Raw genomic sequence first — 18,858 nt, forward strand, 5'->3', positions numbered from 1 at the left:
GAGAAGAGACTCGTTGCGCTAAGGCACCCTTCTAGATGCAGCGCTTAAGCCTCAAGGGCCTCCTCGGCTTCCTTCTCGCCCGATTCGCGATTGTCGAAGCCAAAGACCATGCAGAGGGCGAATGTCACCGCAAAGCCAATCGCGCAGCTGATGGCGCCCGGAATGATGTCCTGGCTGAACTTGATGACGTTCATCCACGGGAAGCCGACTCCCGAGAAGACGAAGATGCGCGCGTTGAGCAGACCGCATGCAAGGCCGCCGGCCGCGCCGCCGATCATCGACCAAGCGAGCGCCTTCTTATCGCGCAAGAGGATGCCGTAAATGATGGGCTCGGATACGCGGCCGAGCGCATAGGTAGCGAAGGTAGTCCAACCGAGCTGACGGTTAGCCTTGCCCTTTGCACGGATGCCGTAGGCGAGCGCGACCGCAAGCGTCACGTAAACAACCACCGTCGTACCCGGAGTGCACACGGCGTCATAGCCCACCTCAAGCCAGCCGGGCATCATAGCGGTGAGAATCGGCACATGCATGCCGGTAGCGATCACGAGGTTCCACGTCGCACCGACCACCAGACCGCACAGCGGACCGGCGTTCGCGCCGAGCCAGATGATGATATCGGCGATGATGCCCATAATGAAGGAGACGGCGGGGCCGAAGACGCAGAGTGCAAGCGGCAGCATGATGAGCATGGTCCCCACTGGAATCACGAGGATGCGCAGCATGTCAGGGCAATGCTTCTTGATAAGCCCCTCTACGTAGGACTGAATCCACACGATGAGGATGATGGGAAGCACCGACTGTGTGTAATTCACCAGCGTCATGGGGATGCCGTAGACGTCGAACGGAGCGCCCTCCTCGACGATAGCGAGCATGCTCGGATGAATCATAATAGCAGCCGTCATGAGCGCGAGCACAGGACTCGTCTGGAACTTCTTGGCCGCCGCATAGGCACCGAAGATCGGCAGGAAGTAATATGCCGCGTCTCCCACCAAGGTGAAGAGCCGGTACATGCTGCCCTCCGCGGCTAGAAGGCCCGCGCCTTCCGGACCAAGCAAAATGGTGAACATGCGGAAGATACCCGCGATGCAGAACACGGGCAGAATGGGAGCGATAGAGCCGCTCACCGCATCGAGAATCAGATTGCCGATGCGCTTCGGAGCGAACCGCTCCTTCCAGGGAAGCCTCTCTGCTGCGTCCAGATCTTCATCAATCGCCGTCTGGACTTCAAAGCCGCCTTCCCTGCATACCGCGTCGTAGACCTTGTCGACGGTCGGCCCGATTACGAGCTGCACCTGGCCGCCAGCGTGCACCACGCTAATCACTTCGGGAATCGCATTGAGCTTGGCGTCATCTGCAAGCCCCTCGTCCTTAAGAACGAGGCGCAGACGCGTCATGCAATGCGTCGCGCTTGAAACATTCGCCTTGCCGCCCACCTCTTCGATGATTCTTTGGGCGAGTTTTTGATAGTTAGTCATCATTCCTCCTTTTACGCCACGAATCGTCGTGGCACGAGATGGTTCTCGTACTTTCGGAGGTCATGCCCTGCCCTAACACAGGTTACAATCCTTCTGGCCTGGGTTGTCAGCGTCCGGCTGTGCCGGATTCCGCCTTCGTACAGATACGGTTGACATGGAGCATGAAGTAAAGCTTCTCCTCGTCGGTGAGCTCCGTATGCCATTCCCGCTTCATATAGGTACAGATGTGGTCGATGCATTGCGCAAGCTCGGGAAACTCCTCGCGCGAATTCGCATAAAGCGGCAAATTGGCGCTGCTGAGGCTATCGTTACCCTTGATACGCTTGAACAGATACTGCACGTGTGTCGCAAACCGTGAGAACTCAAAAGACTCCCGATCGATGATGGTACGGAAATCGTACTCGACGATATCAGTGACATCGTTGAGCAGGCGCTCAAACGATTGGGCGCGATCGCTTGCCACAGTAACCTCTGCCCCAGTCTTTGCATTGACCAAATTCATGGCGATGCTTGCCACCTCTTCGCGCGGCAGCTCGACGCCCAACTCCTGCCGCACGCGCGCGGTAATGTAGCGGCCGATTTTGTATTCCAGCGGATAAAGCTGCTGCACATCATAGGTAAGGGGCATATCAAAACGAATGCCCTTCCTCTGCCGCGCAATCGCAAAGGCGATATGGTCGGCCATGATGAGCACGGCGTTGGGACTGAGTTCGTAAGGCAGCTCGTTCTCTACAATATCCATGATCTTTGCCGTAAACAGCACCACATCGGCAGGAAGATCCTGCATGATACGCTGCCCCTCGGCATCGATGCTATAGAACGTGCGCTCGATATGGTCCATCGCGAGCTCCCGGGGGAAGTCACCACCGAAGCCGACACCCTTGCCGAGCGCCACGACCTCGCGACCGCGACTATCTCGACAAATCACGGCGTTATTGTTGAGCTTTCTGATCGCCAGCATATCGATGCACCTCCTCTCTTGATGATAGGGCACTCATTCGGAGCTGAACAAAAAGGGCATGACCTCGGCAGAAAGCAGCACCCTACTTGCCTACGGTCATGCCCTAAAGTGACACCCGAATATATGTGCAATTGAATAACGAACGGAATCCGGATGGCCATGCTCCCCAAAGGGATAACAACCCATCACATGTATTTATAGGCCCACCCGAGATGAACGTCAAGTGTAAATTTGCGTAATCCGCACCCTTGATTGGCAACTTCATCCGCGTAATCCGCACCCCCGACTGATTCTGAGTTGCGGTGAAATAGTTCCTGATGGAGCCAGCTGGGCCGTAAAACAGGAACTATTTCACCGCAAGTTATGGGGAGACTGGGCGTGCGGACGGCCCTGGTGAGCTAGAGGTTGTAGGTGACCACCTGGGACTCGGCGGGGTTGGAGGGATCGGACTGCTCCACGCGGACGAACTTGACCGTCACCGTCTTAAAGCCCGCCTTGTGCAGAACATCCGAATAGACGCGCGCCTGCAGGGCGTGCTTCTCGAACAGCTGGTCGGGTGTCTCATCCGGCGTGCCACCCGTCTTGTAGTCGATGGCCAGTGCGCGTGACGGATCGGCCGGGTCGGTCGCCAGTGCATCGATGGCGCCCTCGGCATATGCACCGTAGCGGGCAATGTCCTTGTCCTCGCAGCCCAGCGAAAAGAACGGCACCTCGGCGCGAACGCACGGCCAGGCAAGCAGCTCGGCACGGACCGCCGACTTGAGCCAGCGGTCCAGGGCAACGTCGAAGCGCTCGCGCTGCTCCGGCGTCAGGCGCCACAGACGCGCCAGCGCATCGACACGCGCGGCGGGCAGCTCATCGGCACCCATCTCGATCAGCCACTGGCAGGCAGCATGGAACGCCGAGCCCAGCGCCATGGGGTTGCCGGCGGGCTCGACAGCAGCCACGTCCGCATCCGTCATCTCGGAACCATCCGACTCCGCATCATCGCCGGCCTCGTCCATGGGCACGTGTGCCTCGGCGGCACGGTCCTCGGACTCGGCATGCAGCGCCGCGGCAATTGACGAGTAGCTGTACGAATCGCGCGCCGGATACGGGCAGGTGCCCATGCGCACGCCCACCGCCTGGGGATACACGAGCTCAAACGCATCGGGCTCGGGGTCGGCAGGACCGGGAACGGCGGCGCGGGCATCCGCACCGGCACCCTCCGGCTCCGCATCGCCGCGGACAAGCCTGCCTTCGGCATCAAGCGAAGCATTGGCCTCAAACGACTGCTCGCCAAAAGCAAAGTTAGCCAGCGAGATGAGCTCGTAGTCGCCCGGCTGGGAGTTGTCGAACACCAAACGGTCGGCATCGAGCTGCGGCATGTCCAGGCCGTCCGTCGGCAGAATACGACGCAGCACGTCGTAGGTCAGATCGGTCTCGACATCGAAGGTCGGCGCGCACAGCTTGCCGCGGCTCACGCCGGCATCCATCGCCAGAATGACCAACTCGCGCGCTCGCGTCATGGCGACATAGAGCAGACGAGCCCGCTCCTCGAGCGAAAGCTGCAGGTCGGCGTTGCGCAGGCGGGCAAACGCCTCGGCGGGAGAGCCCGTCGCGCAGACGTCCTCCATAAGCTCCGGCGGCAGCCACAGCGACGTGCCCTTGCCCTTAAACGCGTGCTCAAACTGCTTTTTGACGTCATCGCCCTTTACGAACGTGCCGTCCGCGAGTTTAACGCCGTCGAAGCGTGCAGGCAGTGCCACGACCTGCGCTCCGCCCTCGACGCGACCCATCTGTGCCGCACCGGACGATTTGCGCACGCCAAAGCACTCCGCAACCGCCACGACCGGATACTCCAGGCCCTTGGACGCATGCACGGTCATGATGCGTACCGCGCCGTCACCCTCCTCGTTGAGCGCGCCCGGGGCTTCCTTGCCCGCCAGGAAGCGGTCAAAGGCCAGCGCAATGGAGCGCGGCGAGTTACCGAACTCGGCCTCGGCCTCAACCACAGCATCGAGCGCCTTGAGCACGTTGGCGGCAATGGCCTTGCCCTCGGGACCACGCTGTGCCAGACGCACAAACCAGCCCGAAGCGTTGACCACGTCGCGCGCGATCGCCGCGAACGAATCGCGGCCCACACGACGAAGCGCATAGCATAGCACCTCGCGGGCGCGCGTCACGAGCGGCAGGCTCTGCAAGCCCGGCACATCGGAATCGCTCATGATGCCCGCGTCGATGTTGCGGCGCGAGGTCTCCCCCGTCTGGTCGTCCAGCTTGGTCGCCAGCGCCAGGAACTCCTGGGCGCCGAGCGCAAACATCGGCGAGGCCAGCAGCGGCATAAGGCCCTGCGCCGTATCGGCCGGATTGGCGAGCGCGCAGACTAGGGCGCGCACCGTCTGCACCTCGGCTGCCTGGGCAAAGACCGAGCCACCCGCGATCACGCAGTCGAGTCCTTGGTCGCGGAAAGCCTGGGCATAGACGTCGGCGTTGGTCATGCGGCCCAGCAGCAGCACCATGCCGCCCTGGGGCTGACCGGCATCGGCAAGCGCGCGGAACCGCTCTGCGATCGCGCGGGCCTTGGCCTGTGTGCGCTCCTGCGTACTGCCGCCGGCAACAAAGAGGGCCTGACGACGCGAGGCGTCTGCCACCAGCGTGTCCTTGCGGCCGTCGCTCGCCTCAAGATCCAAAAAGCCCTGCATCAGGCCGCCGTCGTCGCCGTCGAAGACGCGAGCCACATAGCGTAGCACCTCGTCGTGGCTGCGGAAGTTGCGCACGAGCTTAACGAGCTCGCCAGCAGGGGCGTCGGCCGCGGCAGTCGCCTCGGGCGCGGCAGACGAGCCCACCTTGCGCTCCTGGCGACGGAACACCTCGACCTCCGCCCCGCGGAAGCGGTAGATCGACTGCTGTGCATCGCCTACGGTACACAACGCGCGCTCCCCCGCACCCGTCAGGTAACGGATCAGGTCGACCTGCATCTGATCGGTATCCTGGAACTCATCGATCATGACCATCTTAAAGCGACCCTCGTATGCCGCTCGGATGGCCGGGTAATCGCGCAGGGCCTCGTAGGCCATGCGCAGCAGATCGTTGTTGTCGAGGGCAGACTGGCCGGCCTTGAGCGCGCGGTACTCAGCCTCTACAGCACGGGCAAGCCCCACCAGCGCCTCGAGCGCGGGACCGCCGCAGGCCAGCACGATATTGATAAACGCATCGGCGGCCTCTGCCTTGAGTAGCTCCACCTGCTCCTTAGGGAATGCCTTGCTCGCGCGCGGCATGGTGCACGACATCATGAGTCGCGCCGCATCGGCCATGGTCTTGCCGCTCGCCTCGAACGCGTCGATGGCATCGAGCGCCGTCTGCGCTTTTTCGGTCGCGGCCTTGCTTGCGCCCAACGCCGATCGATAGGCATCGGCAAGGGCCGAGGTGTCGGCCTGGCCGCGCGCCACGCGCACGTCGTCCATACCGCCCGGCAGCTGGCTCGAGAGCTCCAGCAGGTCGCGCACCAGACCCTTGATGGTCGTGCCGGCGCCAAAGGGACCGCCCTCGCCCGCCATGGGATACCAGGCGTAGAGGGCCTTGAGCGATGCCGCGAGCTCGGGGGCGGCATCGGGCGCCGTCGCGCGGGCCAGCACATGCTCAACAGCCTGATCCATAAGCTCATCGGTATCGGTAAGCACCGTGAACTCGGGATCGATGCCCAGCTCCAACGCATGCGCGCGCAGGATGCGCGAACACATACCGTGAATGGTCGAGATCCAAGCGTCGTCGACGGTCAGGGCCTCCTCGTCCATACCCTCTTCGATAAGCGCGCGACGCACGCGGTCGCGAATCTCGGCCGCGGCATCTTTGGTAAAGGTAATGGCGAGCACCTGGTCCAGATGCTCAACGAACGGACCGGATTCGGGCGAGAGCGCGTAGACGATGCGGCGCGTGAGGGTAAAGGTCTTGCCCGAACCGGCACCCGCCGAGACAAACAGCGGACGGTCGAGCGTTTTGACGATCTGCAGCTGTTGCGGCATCAAAGTCGAAAGATCCATGGTCTACACGTCCCTCCTTACAAACGTTCCTTCGTGGTTATACGAGCAGCGCGCATGCGCGGCCTGAGCCGACGTCGGGTCGACGGCGGCAACGTCGCCTGCCTCGAGTTCGTGCAGGCGCTCGGCGATGCCGGCCTCCACGCGATCGAGCAGGGCGTCGAAGTCCATGCTGCCACCCTCGCCGGGAAAGCCCTTCTTAAGCCCCGGGATGCGGCCGTCACCACGCTCCTCCTCGAGCAGCTCGGCACTCGCGGCGCCGCGCAGCGCCGGTTTGCCGCCCTTGGTCGAAAAATAGAGCGCCGCACGGGCATCCAGATCCAGCGCCCGGCGCATGGCCTGCGCATAGATAAGCGTCTGGGTATGGGGCGGCAGCCACCGCGGGTCGTCGATGGCGGCCTCGCCCGATTCCTCGTCGCGCACCGTGGGGTCGGCGAGTTTAAACTCCTCAACGCCCGTGCGATGCTTGTAGTCGATTACCACGGCGCGATTCTCGGCATCCACATCCACGCGGTCGATGCGCCCGCCGAGCGGCCAGCCGGCATACTCGACCTGGAGCTCGTTGAACGCAAACTCCAGGTAGCGCGGCGCGAAGGGCGCGAGCGCCTCGGACTCGTAGGCAAGAACGCCCTCCAGCTGCGGCAAAATCTCGGCCACCTGGCGCTCCTCCACCGGGGAGAGCGGCACGAGCGGGCCCTCGGTACCGCGCTTGCCCGCATGCTCGGCCAAGGTCTCGTCAAAGACCTCGCGCAGCAGCTCCTTCGCGCGTGGCAGATTCATGGGTGTCACGCGCTCCATGCCCTCCTGGGGCAGACGGGCATGCAAGTGTTCCAGCACGTCGTGGACAAAGTTGCCCTTCTCCATGTTGCCAAAGCCCGCATCGATGGACTGGGGCTTGACGCGATACGACACGAACCAGCACAGCGGGCAGGTGGAATAGGCCTCGATCTGCGAGGCGGACGTCAGACGCGGCACGAGCGGCGCGTCCTCGTCCTCGCCGTCACGACGGCGCAGGACCAAATACGGCACGGCCTCGGCACTCAGATGCTGAGGGGCTTCACAGGTCACGCGCTCGCGCTTGAGACCTTCGCCTGCCGCGGGATCGAAGTCCCTTACGATATCGCCCTCACCCACGCACTTCGCCTTGTCGGCGTCAGCGGCCTTAGCGTCGTCAGCGGCCTTGGCATCGTCAGCGGTCTTGTCGGCGTCAGCGGCCTTGTCGGCGTCAGCGGCCTTAGCAGCGTCAGCGGCCTCGGCGTGCGCCCGCAGCTCGGTCCACACGGCGGCTGGATAGCACTCGCGTGCCTGGCGATCGTGCGTCACGCGGGCAAGCACAACCGGACCGCGTGCCGTCTGCATCGCGTGGCCAAAGCGCACGCGCAGCAAAGCCGCGGGCTCAAGCGTCACGCCCTCGCGACCAAGGCTCGCCGTCAGCGTGGCCAGCGGCCCCTCCTCGTGTGAAAGCGGATAGCTGTCCAGATCGACATCGGCAAACAGCACGGCATCGTAGCTGCCGGGGCGCAGGGCCGCCGCATCGGCAAGCGAAGCAAAGCGAACCTGGGCGCGTGGCGCACGGTCAACCTCGTAGGTCTCGTAATCGTAGGCGGCGCTACGCTTGTCCACCTTGGTTCGAATGTCATCGAGCACGGGCACGGTCGCGGCCTGCGACACGTCGAGCGCACGGGCGCCATTCATAAGGATGTCGATGACGTGGCGCAGCAGGGCCACCTCCGCCTGGCGACGGGCCTGACCGTCGAGACCGCCAAGTGCGCGATCGGGCAGTGCCTCGGCAACGGCAAGCATGGCCTTGAGCGCCGTCACGGGTTTGTCGCGCCACAGCGCCTGGAACACGTCCGAGATCACGCACGGCACGCTCTTAAACCAGTTCTCGTCGCTCGCCGCTTTACGCGCACCCCTCACCTGGCCCTGCACGCTCTGCAGCAGGCTCTTGACGCCCGCAGTGGTCTTGCTGCGCGACAGTCGCATATTCTTGTCGAACGTGCGCGCGCTGGCGGCGTCGGCACCCGAAAGCGGGCTGTAAATCCAGTCGGTAAGCTCCGGAGCGGGCCACCACTCAGTCTTAGAAGCTGCCCCTTCGTCGGCGGCCTTCATACGCTCGATCAGGTTGGCGAGCGCCGTGAACTGCCTGCCCGCAATGGATTGGGAAAACGCCGTGAACTCGGCCGTCTCGGCAGCAACGTGGCGCGCCGCCAAACGAGCGGCAAGCTCGCCGAACAGCTGGGGTGCCCGGGCGGACACCACGAGTACGCGCACGGGATCGACGGGTGCGGAGGCGGCATCGTTGACCTTGGACTCCTTGCGCGCTTTCACCATCTTATCGATGACGTCCGCATAGACACGGGCACGGGCATGGGGCCCGGCGACTTCCACAAAGGCAGGACGTACGACGGACTTTGGAGCAATCGCGGGAGCGCCGGCATCCTCGTCCAGCGGCGCGATCTCAAACAGCACACCGCGGACATCAAATGCCGCGGCAAGCTCCTCGCGCATCGCCGCTTGCTCGCGGGCAAGCAGCACGACAACCTCTCCCCCGTTGTTTGCCACGGCGGACAGCAGCTCGAGCAGGCTATACGTAAATGACGTGACGCCGCGCACGCAAACGGCGCGGGCGCACCCCGGCAGGTTGTCGGCCAAAGCGCCGGCCATAATGTCAGCCGCCTCGCAGGGCTCGACCATATCTCGACGGTCCAAACCGCGCGCATAGGCGCACAAAAGTTCAAACACGCGAGCCTCGGCGTCGCTTCTGGGCTTGGGCTTGCAAACGTTGTCGCAGCAACGCTCGGCACCTGTCCCTGCCACACCCGGCAGCACATCGCGAGCCATACGCGCGAGCATACGCACCGTGCCCTGGCTGCGCGAAAGCGGCTGCAGGTCGGCGTCGTCGAGACGCGCTACCATGTCCGAAAACAGCATCTGGCGCTGCAGGTTGTCGACGAAACCGCGCCCGTCGCCCAAAAGCTCCCAAAGCGAGCGAAGCCACGATGTAGGCGTCTTGTAGTCAATACCCAGCGAAACGCCGGCTTCCGCCGCATCATGACGGCACAGGTCGAGCTCGGCAAACGTTGGCGCCAGCAGCACGGCACGCCCGTGGCGGGCAATAAGGTCGGCAAGCAGCGCCGCCTCGGCATCGCTCAAATCCGCGCCGGCGTTGGTGGTATAGATTCGAACAGGCATGGTCCTCCACTCAAACCGTTCGCAATATTCAATGCTTCCATCCTACCCGCCCACGCGGACAGATTGCTACCTCAGCTCCATGTTTTGGTGCAAAGCAACCTGACCCCAACGCACCAGCCGATTGCGGGCATATAAAAACCGCCCCCGAAGGGACGGTTCTGCACAATTCGTTTGTTGTCGCTGGCCTACTCGCCATCCTCCAGCTTGATGAGGATCTTGCGATAGCCGCCGTACTCGCCGTTCAGCGCCTTTGAAACGCGGCTCACCGTAGTGGACGAAGCGCCGGTGCGGGCCTGAACCTCAACATAAGGCTCGCCCTCATCCAGATAGCGCGCAACCTGCAGACGTTGCGAAAGATCGCAGATCTCGCGCGGCGTGCAGATATCGGTCAAAAACGCTTGGATATCCTTCTCGTCATCCAAAAGACTAAATGCGTGGACCAGCTGCTTGACATCAGGCTTGTCAAACATGTTCTCGATATTCATCGATCACCGCCAAACCCGCCATAAGGCATCGAAGTTGATACTGACATCGGGCATCGTTCGCCCGTTCTATGCAATAGGGCAACGCCTGTGGCTTTTGCCCGTAGCAGTTTAGCACACCACCAAACTAAAGCGACAAAACTCTCTGCCAGCGGCGCGTTTTCTAGGACGAACGCCGTTTTGAAACCGAATGCGCACGCAAGCTCCACGAATATCTGAGACAATGGGCGGCCGAACAAGGCGGCACACCCGAGCGGCCGTCCAAGCCGCCGCAGCAAACCGCTTCACGCGACACCGACGCACCCTGCGCAAGAAAGGATTCACACCATGCGCTTTATGCTTAACTGGCTCTTTACCTCGATCGCCATCGCGATTGCCACGTTCCTCGTCCCCGGCATCCAGCCCTTCGGTTTTGCCGAGGCCTGGGTCTGTTTCGCCTTCGTGGGACTGTTCCTGAACATCGTCGATTCGCTCGTCAAGCCGTTTCTGACGGTTATCTCGCTGCCGCTCACGATCATTACGCTGGGTATTTTTCAGCTCGTAGTCAACAGCTTTATGCTCGAGCTGGCCAGCTATCTGTCGGTCAATCTGCTGGGCGCGGGTATCTCCATCGCCAGCTTTGGATCGGCCTTTATGGGCAGCATCCTGGTGTCCATCATGCGCAGCATCCTCGACAGCATCGCCGAGGGCTAAAACGGCCATTCCGGCCGCGCCCGTCTCAACAGCCCAAAACGAAGGCCGCCCATCACAAAAATGGGCGGCCTTCTTATTTGCCAAGTCTCAAAGGGCGAGAGAATCTGCCATTTCCACCCCGTCCCCAAATGGCAGGTGTGGGTTAGATGACGTAATCGTAGCCTTCGTTGGGAGCGACAAGTTGATCGAGCGTCACACCGTCGAGGTAGTCGTTGATAAGCTTGTCCAGGTTCTTCCACACGTCGAGCGTGGGGCACTCGTCAGAGCGCGAACAACCCTTGCAGTCGCCATCCAGGCAGGCGACCGGCGCCAGGCTGCCCTCGGTCAGGCGCAAGATCTCGCCCACCGTGTACTGCTCGGGCGGGCGCGTGAGCACATAGCCGCCGCCCTTGCCGCGCATGCCCGAGAGCATGTTGGCGCGCACGAGCGTAGCCAGAATATTCTCGAGGTACTTCTCCGAAATACCCTGACGCGCCGCAATCTCTTTAAGCGGGATACGGCCTGTCGCCTGGTGCTCGGCCAGGTCGACCATAACGCGCAGGGCATATCTGCCCTTTGTGGAAACCAACATATATATAGCTGCCTTTCGGTCTTTTAATTCGTAGAAATTCTAGCCGAAATATTGGTTTTGAAAATACCTATTCCCGTCAAGATGGTTAATCGACTCGTAATAATCTTCTATTTCCTATTGCATTACTAGGCTTTAGTGCCTACTATGCTTGCCAACAGCAAAACGAACAACCCATAAGGTTTGTGGGTTTCATTGCTACACACACCGTAAAACCACACGGTATCCAGTCATTTGAACACTTTGGAGGTTCACCATGAGCAAGGTTTACACGTCCATCGATCAGCTTATCGGCCACACTCCGCTTCTGGAGCTCACTCACTTTGAGGCCGATGAGGACCTCAAGGCCCGCGTGCTCGTCAAGCTGGAATACTTCAACCCCGCCGGATCCGTTAAAGACCGCGTCGCCAAGAACATGATTGACGAGGCCGAGAAGGCAGGCAAGCTCGTGCGTGGCGGCGACTACACCATCATCGAGCCCACGAGCGGCAACACCGGCGTCGGCATCGCCTCGGTGGCGGCCGCCCGCGGCTACAAGGTGATCATCACCATGCCCGAGACCATGTCTGTCGAGCGCCGCAAGCTGATGCAGGCATACGGTGCGCAGCTCGTGCTCACCGACGGCTCCAAAGGCATGAAGGGCGCTATCGCCAAGGCCGAAGAGCTGCAGAAGGAGACCCCCAACAGCATCATCGCCGGCCAGTTTGTAAACCCCGCCAACCCGGCCATTCACAAGGCCACGACCGGCCCCGAGATCTGGGGCGACACCGACGGCAAGGTCGACATCTTCGTCGCCGGCGTCGGCACCGGCGGCACCGTGACCGGCGTGGGCGAGTTCCTCAAGGAGCAAAACCCCGAGATTCAGGTCGTCGCCGTCGAGCCCGCCACCTCCCCGGTGCTCTCTAAAGGCCAGGCCGGCCCGCACAAGATCCAGGGTATCGGTGCCGGCTTTGTGCCCGACGTCCTCGACACCCAGGTCTACGACGAGATCATCCCCGTCGAGAACGACGACGCCTTTGCCACCGGCCGCGCCGTGGGCCACAAGGAGGGCGTGCTCGTGGGCATTTCGTCCGGCGCCGCCGTGTGGGCCGCACTGCAGCTGGCCAAGCGCCCCGAGAACGAGGGCAAGACCATCGTGGCGCTGCTCGCCGACACCGGCGAGCGCTACCTGTCCACGGCACTCTTCCAGGACTAGAGCTCTCGTTCCTAGAACGAGTCCAAGGCACGCCGGTCTCCCCTCTCTTCTGACAGCCTGAGCTCATCCCAACAGGGTGTCCCACAGGACGCCCGAACTTGCTACAATGTCTGCGGCGCGGAACCAGCCTCCCGCGCCGCTTTTCTTTTTTGGCCACATGCCACCAAGGAGAACCTCCCCATGCACAACAAGCGCGTGCTCGTCGCCATGAGCGGCGGCGTCGATTCCAGCGTGACCGCGTATCTGCTCAAAAATCAGGGTTACGAATGTGTCGGTGCCACCATGCGCCTCACCTGTCCCGCGCCCGATCCCGTCACGGGCATGAGCAAAGTCGATCGCGACATCGCTGACGCGAAGGCCGTCGCCGGGCGCCTGGGAATACCCCATCACGTGCTCGACTTGCAGCAAACCTTCGACCGTAACGTGATCGAGCGCTTTGTGAACGCCTACCAGGAGGGGCTGACGCCCAATCCGTGCATCATCTGCAACCGCCACATTAAGTTTGGCGCGCTGCTCGATGCGGCGCTGGACATGGGCTGCGACTATATCGCCACGGGCCATTACGCCAAAACAAGCCAAGCGGCAGATGGCACCTGGCAGCTACATCGCGGCGAAGATCCCAAAAAGGACCAAAGCTACTTTTTGTATTCGCTTACGCAGGAGCGCCTGGCGCGCACGATTTTTCCGCTGGCAGGGCTGGACAAAGAGTGCGATGTGCGCCGCATTGCCGCCGAGCAGGGCTTCATCAACGCCAAGAAGGCCGAGAGCGAGGATATCTGCTTTATCCCGGACGGCGACTATGCGGGCTATATCGAGCGCCGCTGCGGACACGCCGCTGCACCGGGCGATATCGTGTGGCGCGACGGCAGCGTGGTCGGAAGCCACAATGGCGCCTTGCGCTATACCATAGGCCAGCGCAAGGGCCTGGGCGTCGCGATGGCGCACCCCGTGTACGTAACGGGCGTCGATGCCGCCAACAACATCGTGCATCTGGGCGAGGCCGAGGACCTGACGGCCACAGCGCTCACAGCCAACGACTGGATTTGGAGCGCCCCTGCCGACCACATGGAGGCCGAGCTGGATGCCGGCGGCATTCGCGTGGGCGCCAAATACCGCTACCGACAGAAAGACCAGGCAGCAACCCTTACGCGTGATGAAGACGGACAAATGCTGCTAACTTTTGACGAGCCGCAGCGAGCCATCGCCCCCGGCCAGGCAGTCGTAGTCTACCGCGGCGACATCGTCCTGGGCGGCGGCACGGTGGCCGGCGCACTTAAGTAGCCGCGGGTTTATCGCTGCACGTGTCGAAGTACCTCAACAGCGGCACCAACCTCGATTACGCGACGCTCGAGGCCGCGGCGGATGGCCTCGAGTCGACCCTCCGCCGTGGCCCATTTGCTCTGCGAAAGAATCTCGATCGCCTCATCAACAAATCCGTTGAGCCGCGATGAATCGAACCAATCGAGCGAGTCCGCAAGCGCCAGCTGGACGGAAGGGTCGGGCCCAAACGGCTTAGCGGAAAACCCAAACTCCCCAGCTGCGAGCACGGCAGTTGGTACGTTATACCACAGGCAGTTGCCGCTATCGAACAGCGGAGCAGGTTTTATCTCCAGGGTGTCGACATTGCGGATGATGCCGAAGTTTCGCCAATGGCGGTCGCTGTTGGCCAAAAGGGCATCGCAGACAATCATCTGCGACATAGACCTTCTCACAGCGGCCTCACCGACACCATGCTTGCCGAGGTAGCAACAGTACCGGTCGTACGTCGAGTTTCCCCGCTGACTACCAAGTACGCCCTTAACGTAAACAGCCGGAACGTATTCCTCGCGGCCGTCAAGAAAGTCGTCGCACAGACACACAGGGCCATCGAATATGCGCTCAACCGCGTAAGGAACAAACTCCCCCTTGGAAAGCAAGCGACGATGTAGAGCCGTTGCAACCGCCTCGTTAAAGGGACGCTGATCGTCCATCCCGCACCCTTTAGCCAAAACGCGAATGCCGTTTCGGATCATCCACGATTTAGGGAGCTCGCCCTCGGACGTGTTATCCGGATTTTTTAGACCGATGCCTTCCAGCCAACCCGAACGCTCTTCGGGCGCCGATCGCTCAAATTCGTTCTCAAAGTAATTGATGCTTTGCCATTTGAGTTCGACGCAATCGGCCGGCCGCAGCCAATAACAATCCGAAAGCGATAAGCCCAGGCACCGAACCGGAACCTCGATGCCATTGGCAATTCCCAGTTCACGATAGCGCGAGACGAGTCCAGGGCGGACGTCAGGCACCGACCGATGGCTCCACCACACGTTGAGCTCCCGTTTATTCACCGTAGGAGAAGAGCTCGAGCATGTGCCAAACGGCATTCGTTGCGCATCGAGGACCTCGGCGATTTCGAAGGGAAACTCACGCGTCGGATCAAATGAGACATGCGCGATCTCATGGTCGGCCGACATCAGCGTAAACTTGCGTCCCACATCAGCCGCAGGACGGCGTCCTCGCTTGCGGACCTTTTGGTAGGCGGTCGCAGAATTGTACTCGACCATCTTCCGGCCGCCCACAATATCGCACACAAGCGTCCCCGATGCGGCAAGTTGCGATATGCGGGCTTTCGTAACGCCCAACAGGCGGGCGGCATCACCCATAGATAAGTACTCAGACGTATCCATACACCGCATCACCTCGTTAAGTAATTTACACGTTTAGTTAATAGATTACATACATCATAATACTAAACAGCCCAAAGCGAAAAAAGGCCCGAAAAACGGGCCTTAGTGATTGGTCAGCCGAGTCGCAAGCTGCTCCCCTAGCGCTGCACGTAGGCGCGGACGAGCTCGTAGGTGTTGCGCACGCCGTCAATGTGGCTGCGCTCGTAGTTGTGGCTCGCGTACACGCCGGGGCCGATCAGGCCGTGACGGATATCGTAACCGGCCGAAAGCGTGGCCTCGACGTCGGAACCGTAATGCGGGTACACATCGATGGCGTAATCGAGCTCCAGCTCGCGCGCGATGTTGGACAGCGTGGTTACCAGGTCGTAGTTGTACGGACCGCCCGAATCCTTGGCGCAAATCGACACCATGCGCTCGGTGCAGCCCAGGTCGTCGCCCACGCAGCCCATGTCAACGCTGATCATCTCGCGCGTGTCGGCCGGCACAAAGGCACCGCCGTGGCCGACCTCCTCGTACACGGTAAAGAGCAGCGACACCTTACGCGAGAGGGTCACCTCGCCGTCGGCAACGGCGCGAGCCAAACCCAGCAGAATCGACGCCGACAGCTTGTCATCCAGGAAGCGGCTCTTGATGTAGCCACTCTCCGTCACCGTGGTGCGCGGATCCATAGCGATGATATCGCCCGTCTGAATACCCAGCTCGAGCACATCGTCTTTGCTGTCAACGTTCTCGTCGAGCAAGATCTCCATGTTCTTCTCGATGGTCTTGACCGGTTCATCGGCCACGTGCGCCGAAGGCTCGGTGTTGAGGACCACACCCGTATACACATTGCCGTCACGCGTGTAGACGGTGCAGTTCTCGCCATCGGCCGTAGACCACTGGTGCCCGCCGAGCGTCGTGGGACGCAAGCGACCATTGTCCTTAATGGAGCGCACCATGGCGCCCAGGGTATCGACATGGCTCGCCAATACGAGCGGCTCGCCCTCGCCGCCAAGTTCAACCAGCACGTTACCCTTATTAGAACGCTCAGGCCCAAAGCCCATATCGCGCAGGGTCTCCATTAGATAATCAGTCGCCGCACGGGTATAGCCCGTAGGCGAAGCAATCGAGGTAAGCGCCTTCAACTGCTCAGCAATATAGGAGAGCGTAGAATCCATCTGGGACACCAAAGTCACCCTTTCATATCGAATTAAACCCACAGCAACAATACCACCACGCACATTTATTTACCCAGAGAGACAACCCATCGAGCTCCCCAGAGCTGCGCCCGTCACGATAACGAGCCGGCAGGCCCCTGCCCGTTAGCCCCACAATCTTTCCGCAGGACGGAGGAAGCCCCCGCCGCACGAAGTGCGCAGCGGGGGCTTCCGACATGTCCGAGGACGATTCTGGGGCTAACGGGCGGGGCCCGCCGAACCAGGTTAAGCAGCCGGGCAGATCTTCTTGAAGAGCTCGATAACGTCGTCGAGCGTCGCCTCGCGCGGGTTACCCGGGAAGCAGGCGTCGGCCATGGCGTCCTTGGCCAGGACCTCGATCTCGTCGGCCTTCATGGCCTCGCAGACGTGCGGGATGTTCACGTCGGCAGAGAGCTGCTTAACGGCGGCGATGGCGGCGTCGGCGGCCTCGTCGGTGCTCATGCCCGTGGTGTCAACGCCCATGGCGACGGCGACCTTGGCCAGGCGCTCGGCGCAAACCGGCTTGTTGAACTCCATGGCGATCGGCAGCAGCATGGCGCAAGCGACGCCGTGCGGAGTGTCGTAGTGAGCGGACAGGGTGTGAGCCATGGCGTGGTCGATGCCCAGGCCAACGTTGGAGAAGCCCATGCCGGCGACATACTGACCAAGAGCCATGCCCTCGCGGCCGGAGCCGGGCTGGCCGGACTTGGCCTCGGCAACGGAGTCGCGCAGGTTCTCGCTGATCAGCTTAATAGCCTCAAAGTGGAACATGTCGGAGAGCTCCCAAGCGCCCTTGGTGGTGTAGCCCTCGATGGCGTGGGTCAGAGCGTCCATGCCAGTGGAAGCGGTCAGGCCGGCGGGCATGGAAGCCATCATGTCGGGGTCGACGACGGCGACCTCAGGGGCGTCGTTGGTGTCGACGCACACGAACTTGCGGACCTTCTCGGGGTCGGTGATGACGTAGTTGATGGTTACCTCGGCAGCGGTACCGGCGGTCGTCGGCACGGCGATGGTGAACACAGCGTGGTTCTTAGTCGGAGCAACGCCCTCGAGGCTGCGGACATCGGCGAACTCGGGGTTGTTGATGATGATGCCGATAGCCTTGGCGGTGTCCATGGAGGAGCCACCACCGATGGTCACGATAGCGTCAGCCTCGGCGGCCTTAAAGGCCTCGACGCCGTCCTTGACGTTCTGGATGGTGGGGTTGGGCTTAATCTCGGAGTAGAGGCTCCAAGCAATACCGGCGGCGTCGAGCTCGTCGGTTACCTTGGCGGTAACGCCAAACTTGACCAGGTCGGGGTCGGAGCAGACGAAGATCTTCTTGTAGCCACGACGCTGGAGCTCGCCGGGGATCTCCTTGATGGCGCCAGAACCATGATAAGAAATGGTGTTGAGAACGAAACGATTAGCCATTGATAGCCTCCCATCGTGTGCGGGGCGCCCATTACGCCCCACGCTATGTGTCCCATCCTAACGCTTTTGAAACAAAAAATGCATGAGAACGTCAAAAGTGTTAAAGCGTTTCAACATAATAACGGAGCCCCAGTCCTTCCCTCCCGACTGCAGCGAAGGCTAGATTATAGGAGCAATTGCCCAAAGAATACGACCAACTCAGTCTATAAATTGTTTCTGTTTTAGCAATATATGTTTGACAATACGTTTATAAAAGGATACTTTATAGTAATTAATATGCATGCAGCAAATAGTGTCATTCATTTTGTTAGAAATTGCCCATGCGGTTATTGCAGCTGCATGTACTGCAACATACAGCGTAATTCTCCGCACGAAGCAGAAGACGGTTCCAATTCGATCGAGGCGATGACGCGTGATGGCTACTGGTCCTAAATCGAGCAAGACGGCTACAAACGAATATCGAATCTCAATTGAAGGTAACCCTTATCCGCATGCTCTGGCTCTCGTCAACCCAGCGGGAGACAACCTCAACATCAAAAGACATGGGTTCACGGGTCCACTAGGACAGCTATTGAGTCTTAAATACACCGTTTATGACGATGCAAATGAAAAGCTCTTTACTGTCGTCGACGGTGGTTTTAGTAACATGCCCAGGGTTGCGCTCATCATCGAACACAAGGAAGTTGCGGTGTTCGATTATGGCCTAAACAGACTTGAGATGAAGTGCGTAACGAACATACCGAATTACACAATAAAAGGTAACTTCCTATTTGGAGATTACGATATATTCAGTCAACGGGAAGTGAAGCTATCTTCAGTTAACGTCCTTCAATGTGATAAACAATCGTGCTTTAACATACAGGTTTTGGATAAAGCCGAATTAGCCGCCGCAATTGGAATACCCACAGCCATTGCCCTTCTGAGGGCTCGGATTGAAGAGCATCTCGAATAAATTGCAAAAAGCAGTTCGTAACAACATTCAGGAGCTAGATAGTTTTTTCTGGCTCCTGAAGCTGTAC

General features: G+C 60.7%; 13 protein-coding genes. 4 read left to right on the forward strand and 9 right to left on the reverse strand.

The features are described 5' to 3' along the window. Positions 1-44: 44 nt before the first annotated feature. The 5 genes from DXD48_RS06640 to DXD48_RS06660 form a co-directional block, all read right to left on the reverse strand. Entirely contained in the window at positions 45-1,475 is a 1,431-nt protein-coding gene (locus DXD48_RS06640) for a PTS transporter subunit EIIC (protein ID WP_117564498.1), read from the reverse strand. Positions 1,476-1,581: 106 nt separating this feature from the next. Next, complete coding sequence (locus DXD48_RS06645) at positions 1,582-2,436, reverse strand: PRD domain-containing protein (protein WP_117564499.1); 855 nt, start codon at positions 2,434-2,436, stop codon at positions 1,582-1,584. Positions 2,437-2,834: 398 nt separating this feature from the next. Beyond that, complete coding sequence (locus DXD48_RS06650; RefSeq protein ID WP_117564500.1) at positions 2,835-6,458, reverse strand: UvrD-helicase domain-containing protein; 3,624 nt, start codon at positions 6,456-6,458, stop codon at positions 2,835-2,837. 3 nt (positions 6,459-6,461) lie between these two features. Then, complete coding sequence (locus DXD48_RS06655; protein ID WP_117564501.1) at positions 6,462-9,650, reverse strand: PD-(D/E)XK nuclease family protein; 3,189 nt, start codon at positions 9,648-9,650, stop codon at positions 6,462-6,464. A 185-nt stretch (positions 9,651-9,835) separates the two neighbouring features. After that, positions 9,836-10,135, reverse strand: a complete 300-nt coding sequence (locus DXD48_RS06660; protein ID WP_022094855.1) for a YerC/YecD family TrpR-related protein — start codon at positions 10,133-10,135, stop codon at positions 9,836-9,838. 324 nt (positions 10,136-10,459) lie between these two features. Between DXD48_RS06660 and DXD48_RS06665 the strand changes: the two genes are divergently transcribed. Continuing rightward, positions 10,460-10,825, forward strand: a complete 366-nt coding sequence (locus DXD48_RS06665) for a phage holin family protein (RefSeq protein ID WP_055250947.1) — start codon at positions 10,460-10,462, stop codon at positions 10,823-10,825. Positions 10,826-10,967: 142 nt separating this feature from the next. Here the strand turns inward: DXD48_RS06665 and DXD48_RS06670 are convergent, their stop codons facing one another. Continuing rightward, the gene (locus tag DXD48_RS06670; protein ID WP_117564502.1) at positions 10,968-11,396 is read right to left on the reverse strand and encodes an Rrf2 family transcriptional regulator; all 429 of its coding nucleotides are present in this window, start codon (positions 11,394-11,396) and stop codon (positions 10,968-10,970) included. 253 nt (positions 11,397-11,649) lie between these two features. Here DXD48_RS06670 and cysK point away from each other — a divergent pair, with 253 nt between their 5' ends. Together cysK and mnmA are read left to right on the forward strand one after the other, a co-directional pair. Next, on the forward strand, positions 11,650-12,588 hold the full coding sequence (cysK, locus tag DXD48_RS06675; protein WP_117564503.1) for a cysteine synthase A: 939 nt from the start codon (positions 11,650-11,652) through the stop codon (positions 12,586-12,588). Between the two features lie 57 nt (positions 12,589-12,645). Then, positions 12,646-13,869 (forward strand): tRNA 2-thiouridine(34) synthase MnmA, encoded by a 1,224-nt coding sequence (gene mnmA / locus DXD48_RS06680; protein WP_255413210.1) that lies wholly within the window; start codon positions 12,646-12,648, stop codon positions 13,867-13,869. An 8-nt stretch (positions 13,870-13,877) separates the two neighbouring features. Here mnmA and DXD48_RS06685 read toward each other — a convergent pair whose 3' ends face one another. From DXD48_RS06685 to fucO, 3 genes are all read right to left on the reverse strand, one after another. Further along, positions 13,878-15,251, reverse strand: a complete 1,374-nt coding sequence (locus tag DXD48_RS06685; protein WP_117564505.1) for a DNA-binding protein — start codon at positions 15,249-15,251, stop codon at positions 13,878-13,880. A gap of 137 nt (positions 15,252-15,388) precedes the next feature. After that, the gene (locus DXD48_RS06690; protein ID WP_089572259.1) at positions 15,389-16,408 is read right to left on the reverse strand and encodes a M42 family metallopeptidase; all 1,020 of its coding nucleotides are present in this window, start codon (positions 16,406-16,408) and stop codon (positions 15,389-15,391) included. A gap of 264 nt (positions 16,409-16,672) precedes the next feature. Further along, positions 16,673-17,839, reverse strand: a complete 1,167-nt coding sequence (gene fucO, locus DXD48_RS06695; RefSeq protein ID WP_022094861.1) for a lactaldehyde reductase — start codon at positions 17,837-17,839, stop codon at positions 16,673-16,675. Between the two features lie 415 nt (positions 17,840-18,254). Here fucO and DXD48_RS06700 point away from each other — a divergent pair, with 415 nt between their 5' ends. Next, complete coding sequence (locus tag DXD48_RS06700; RefSeq protein ID WP_117639794.1) at positions 18,255-18,791, forward strand: hypothetical protein; 537 nt, start codon at positions 18,255-18,257, stop codon at positions 18,789-18,791. The last annotated feature ends 67 nt before the right edge of the window (positions 18,792-18,858 follow it).

The organism is Collinsella sp. TM05-37, assembly GCF_003436455.1.
Taxonomy (GTDB): domain Bacteria; phylum Actinomycetota; class Coriobacteriia; order Coriobacteriales; family Coriobacteriaceae; genus Collinsella.

Excerpts from the sequence above, each read along its gene's own strand:
- DXD48_RS06640 (WP_117564498.1), bottom strand. The coding sequence starts at position 1,475 with ATGACTAACTATCAAAAACTCGCCCAAAGAATCATCGAAGAGGTGGGC.
- DXD48_RS06645 (WP_117564499.1), bottom strand. The coding sequence starts at position 2,436 with ATGCTGGCGATCAGAAAGCTCAACAATAACGCCGTGATTTGTCGAGAT.
- DXD48_RS06650 (WP_117564500.1), bottom strand. The coding sequence starts at position 6,458 with ATGGATCTTTCGACTTTGATGCCGCAACAGCTGCAGATCGTCAAAACG.
- DXD48_RS06655 (WP_117564501.1), bottom strand. The coding sequence starts at position 9,650 with ATGCCTGTTCGAATCTATACCACCAACGCCGGCGCGGATTTGAGCGAT.
- DXD48_RS06660 (WP_022094855.1), bottom strand. The coding sequence starts at position 10,135 with ATGAATATCGAGAACATGTTTGACAAGCCTGATGTCAAGCAGCTGGTC.
- DXD48_RS06665 (WP_055250947.1), top strand. The coding sequence starts at position 10,460 with ATGCGCTTTATGCTTAACTGGCTCTTTACCTCGATCGCCATCGCGATT.
- DXD48_RS06670 (WP_117564502.1), bottom strand. The coding sequence starts at position 11,396 with ATGTTGGTTTCCACAAAGGGCAGATATGCCCTGCGCGTTATGGTCGAC.
- cysK (WP_117564503.1), top strand. The coding sequence starts at position 11,650 with ATGAGCAAGGTTTACACGTCCATCGATCAGCTTATCGGCCACACTCCG.
- DXD48_RS06685 (WP_117564505.1), bottom strand. The coding sequence starts at position 15,251 with ATGGATACGTCTGAGTACTTATCTATGGGTGATGCCGCCCGCCTGTTG.
- DXD48_RS06690 (WP_089572259.1), bottom strand. The coding sequence starts at position 16,408 with ATGGATTCTACGCTCTCCTATATTGCTGAGCAGTTGAAGGCGCTTACC.
- fucO (WP_022094861.1), bottom strand. The coding sequence starts at position 17,839 with ATGGCTAATCGTTTCGTTCTCAACACCATTTCTTATCATGGTTCTGGC.
- DXD48_RS06700 (WP_117639794.1), top strand. The coding sequence starts at position 18,255 with ATGGCTACTGGTCCTAAATCGAGCAAGACGGCTACAAACGAATATCGA.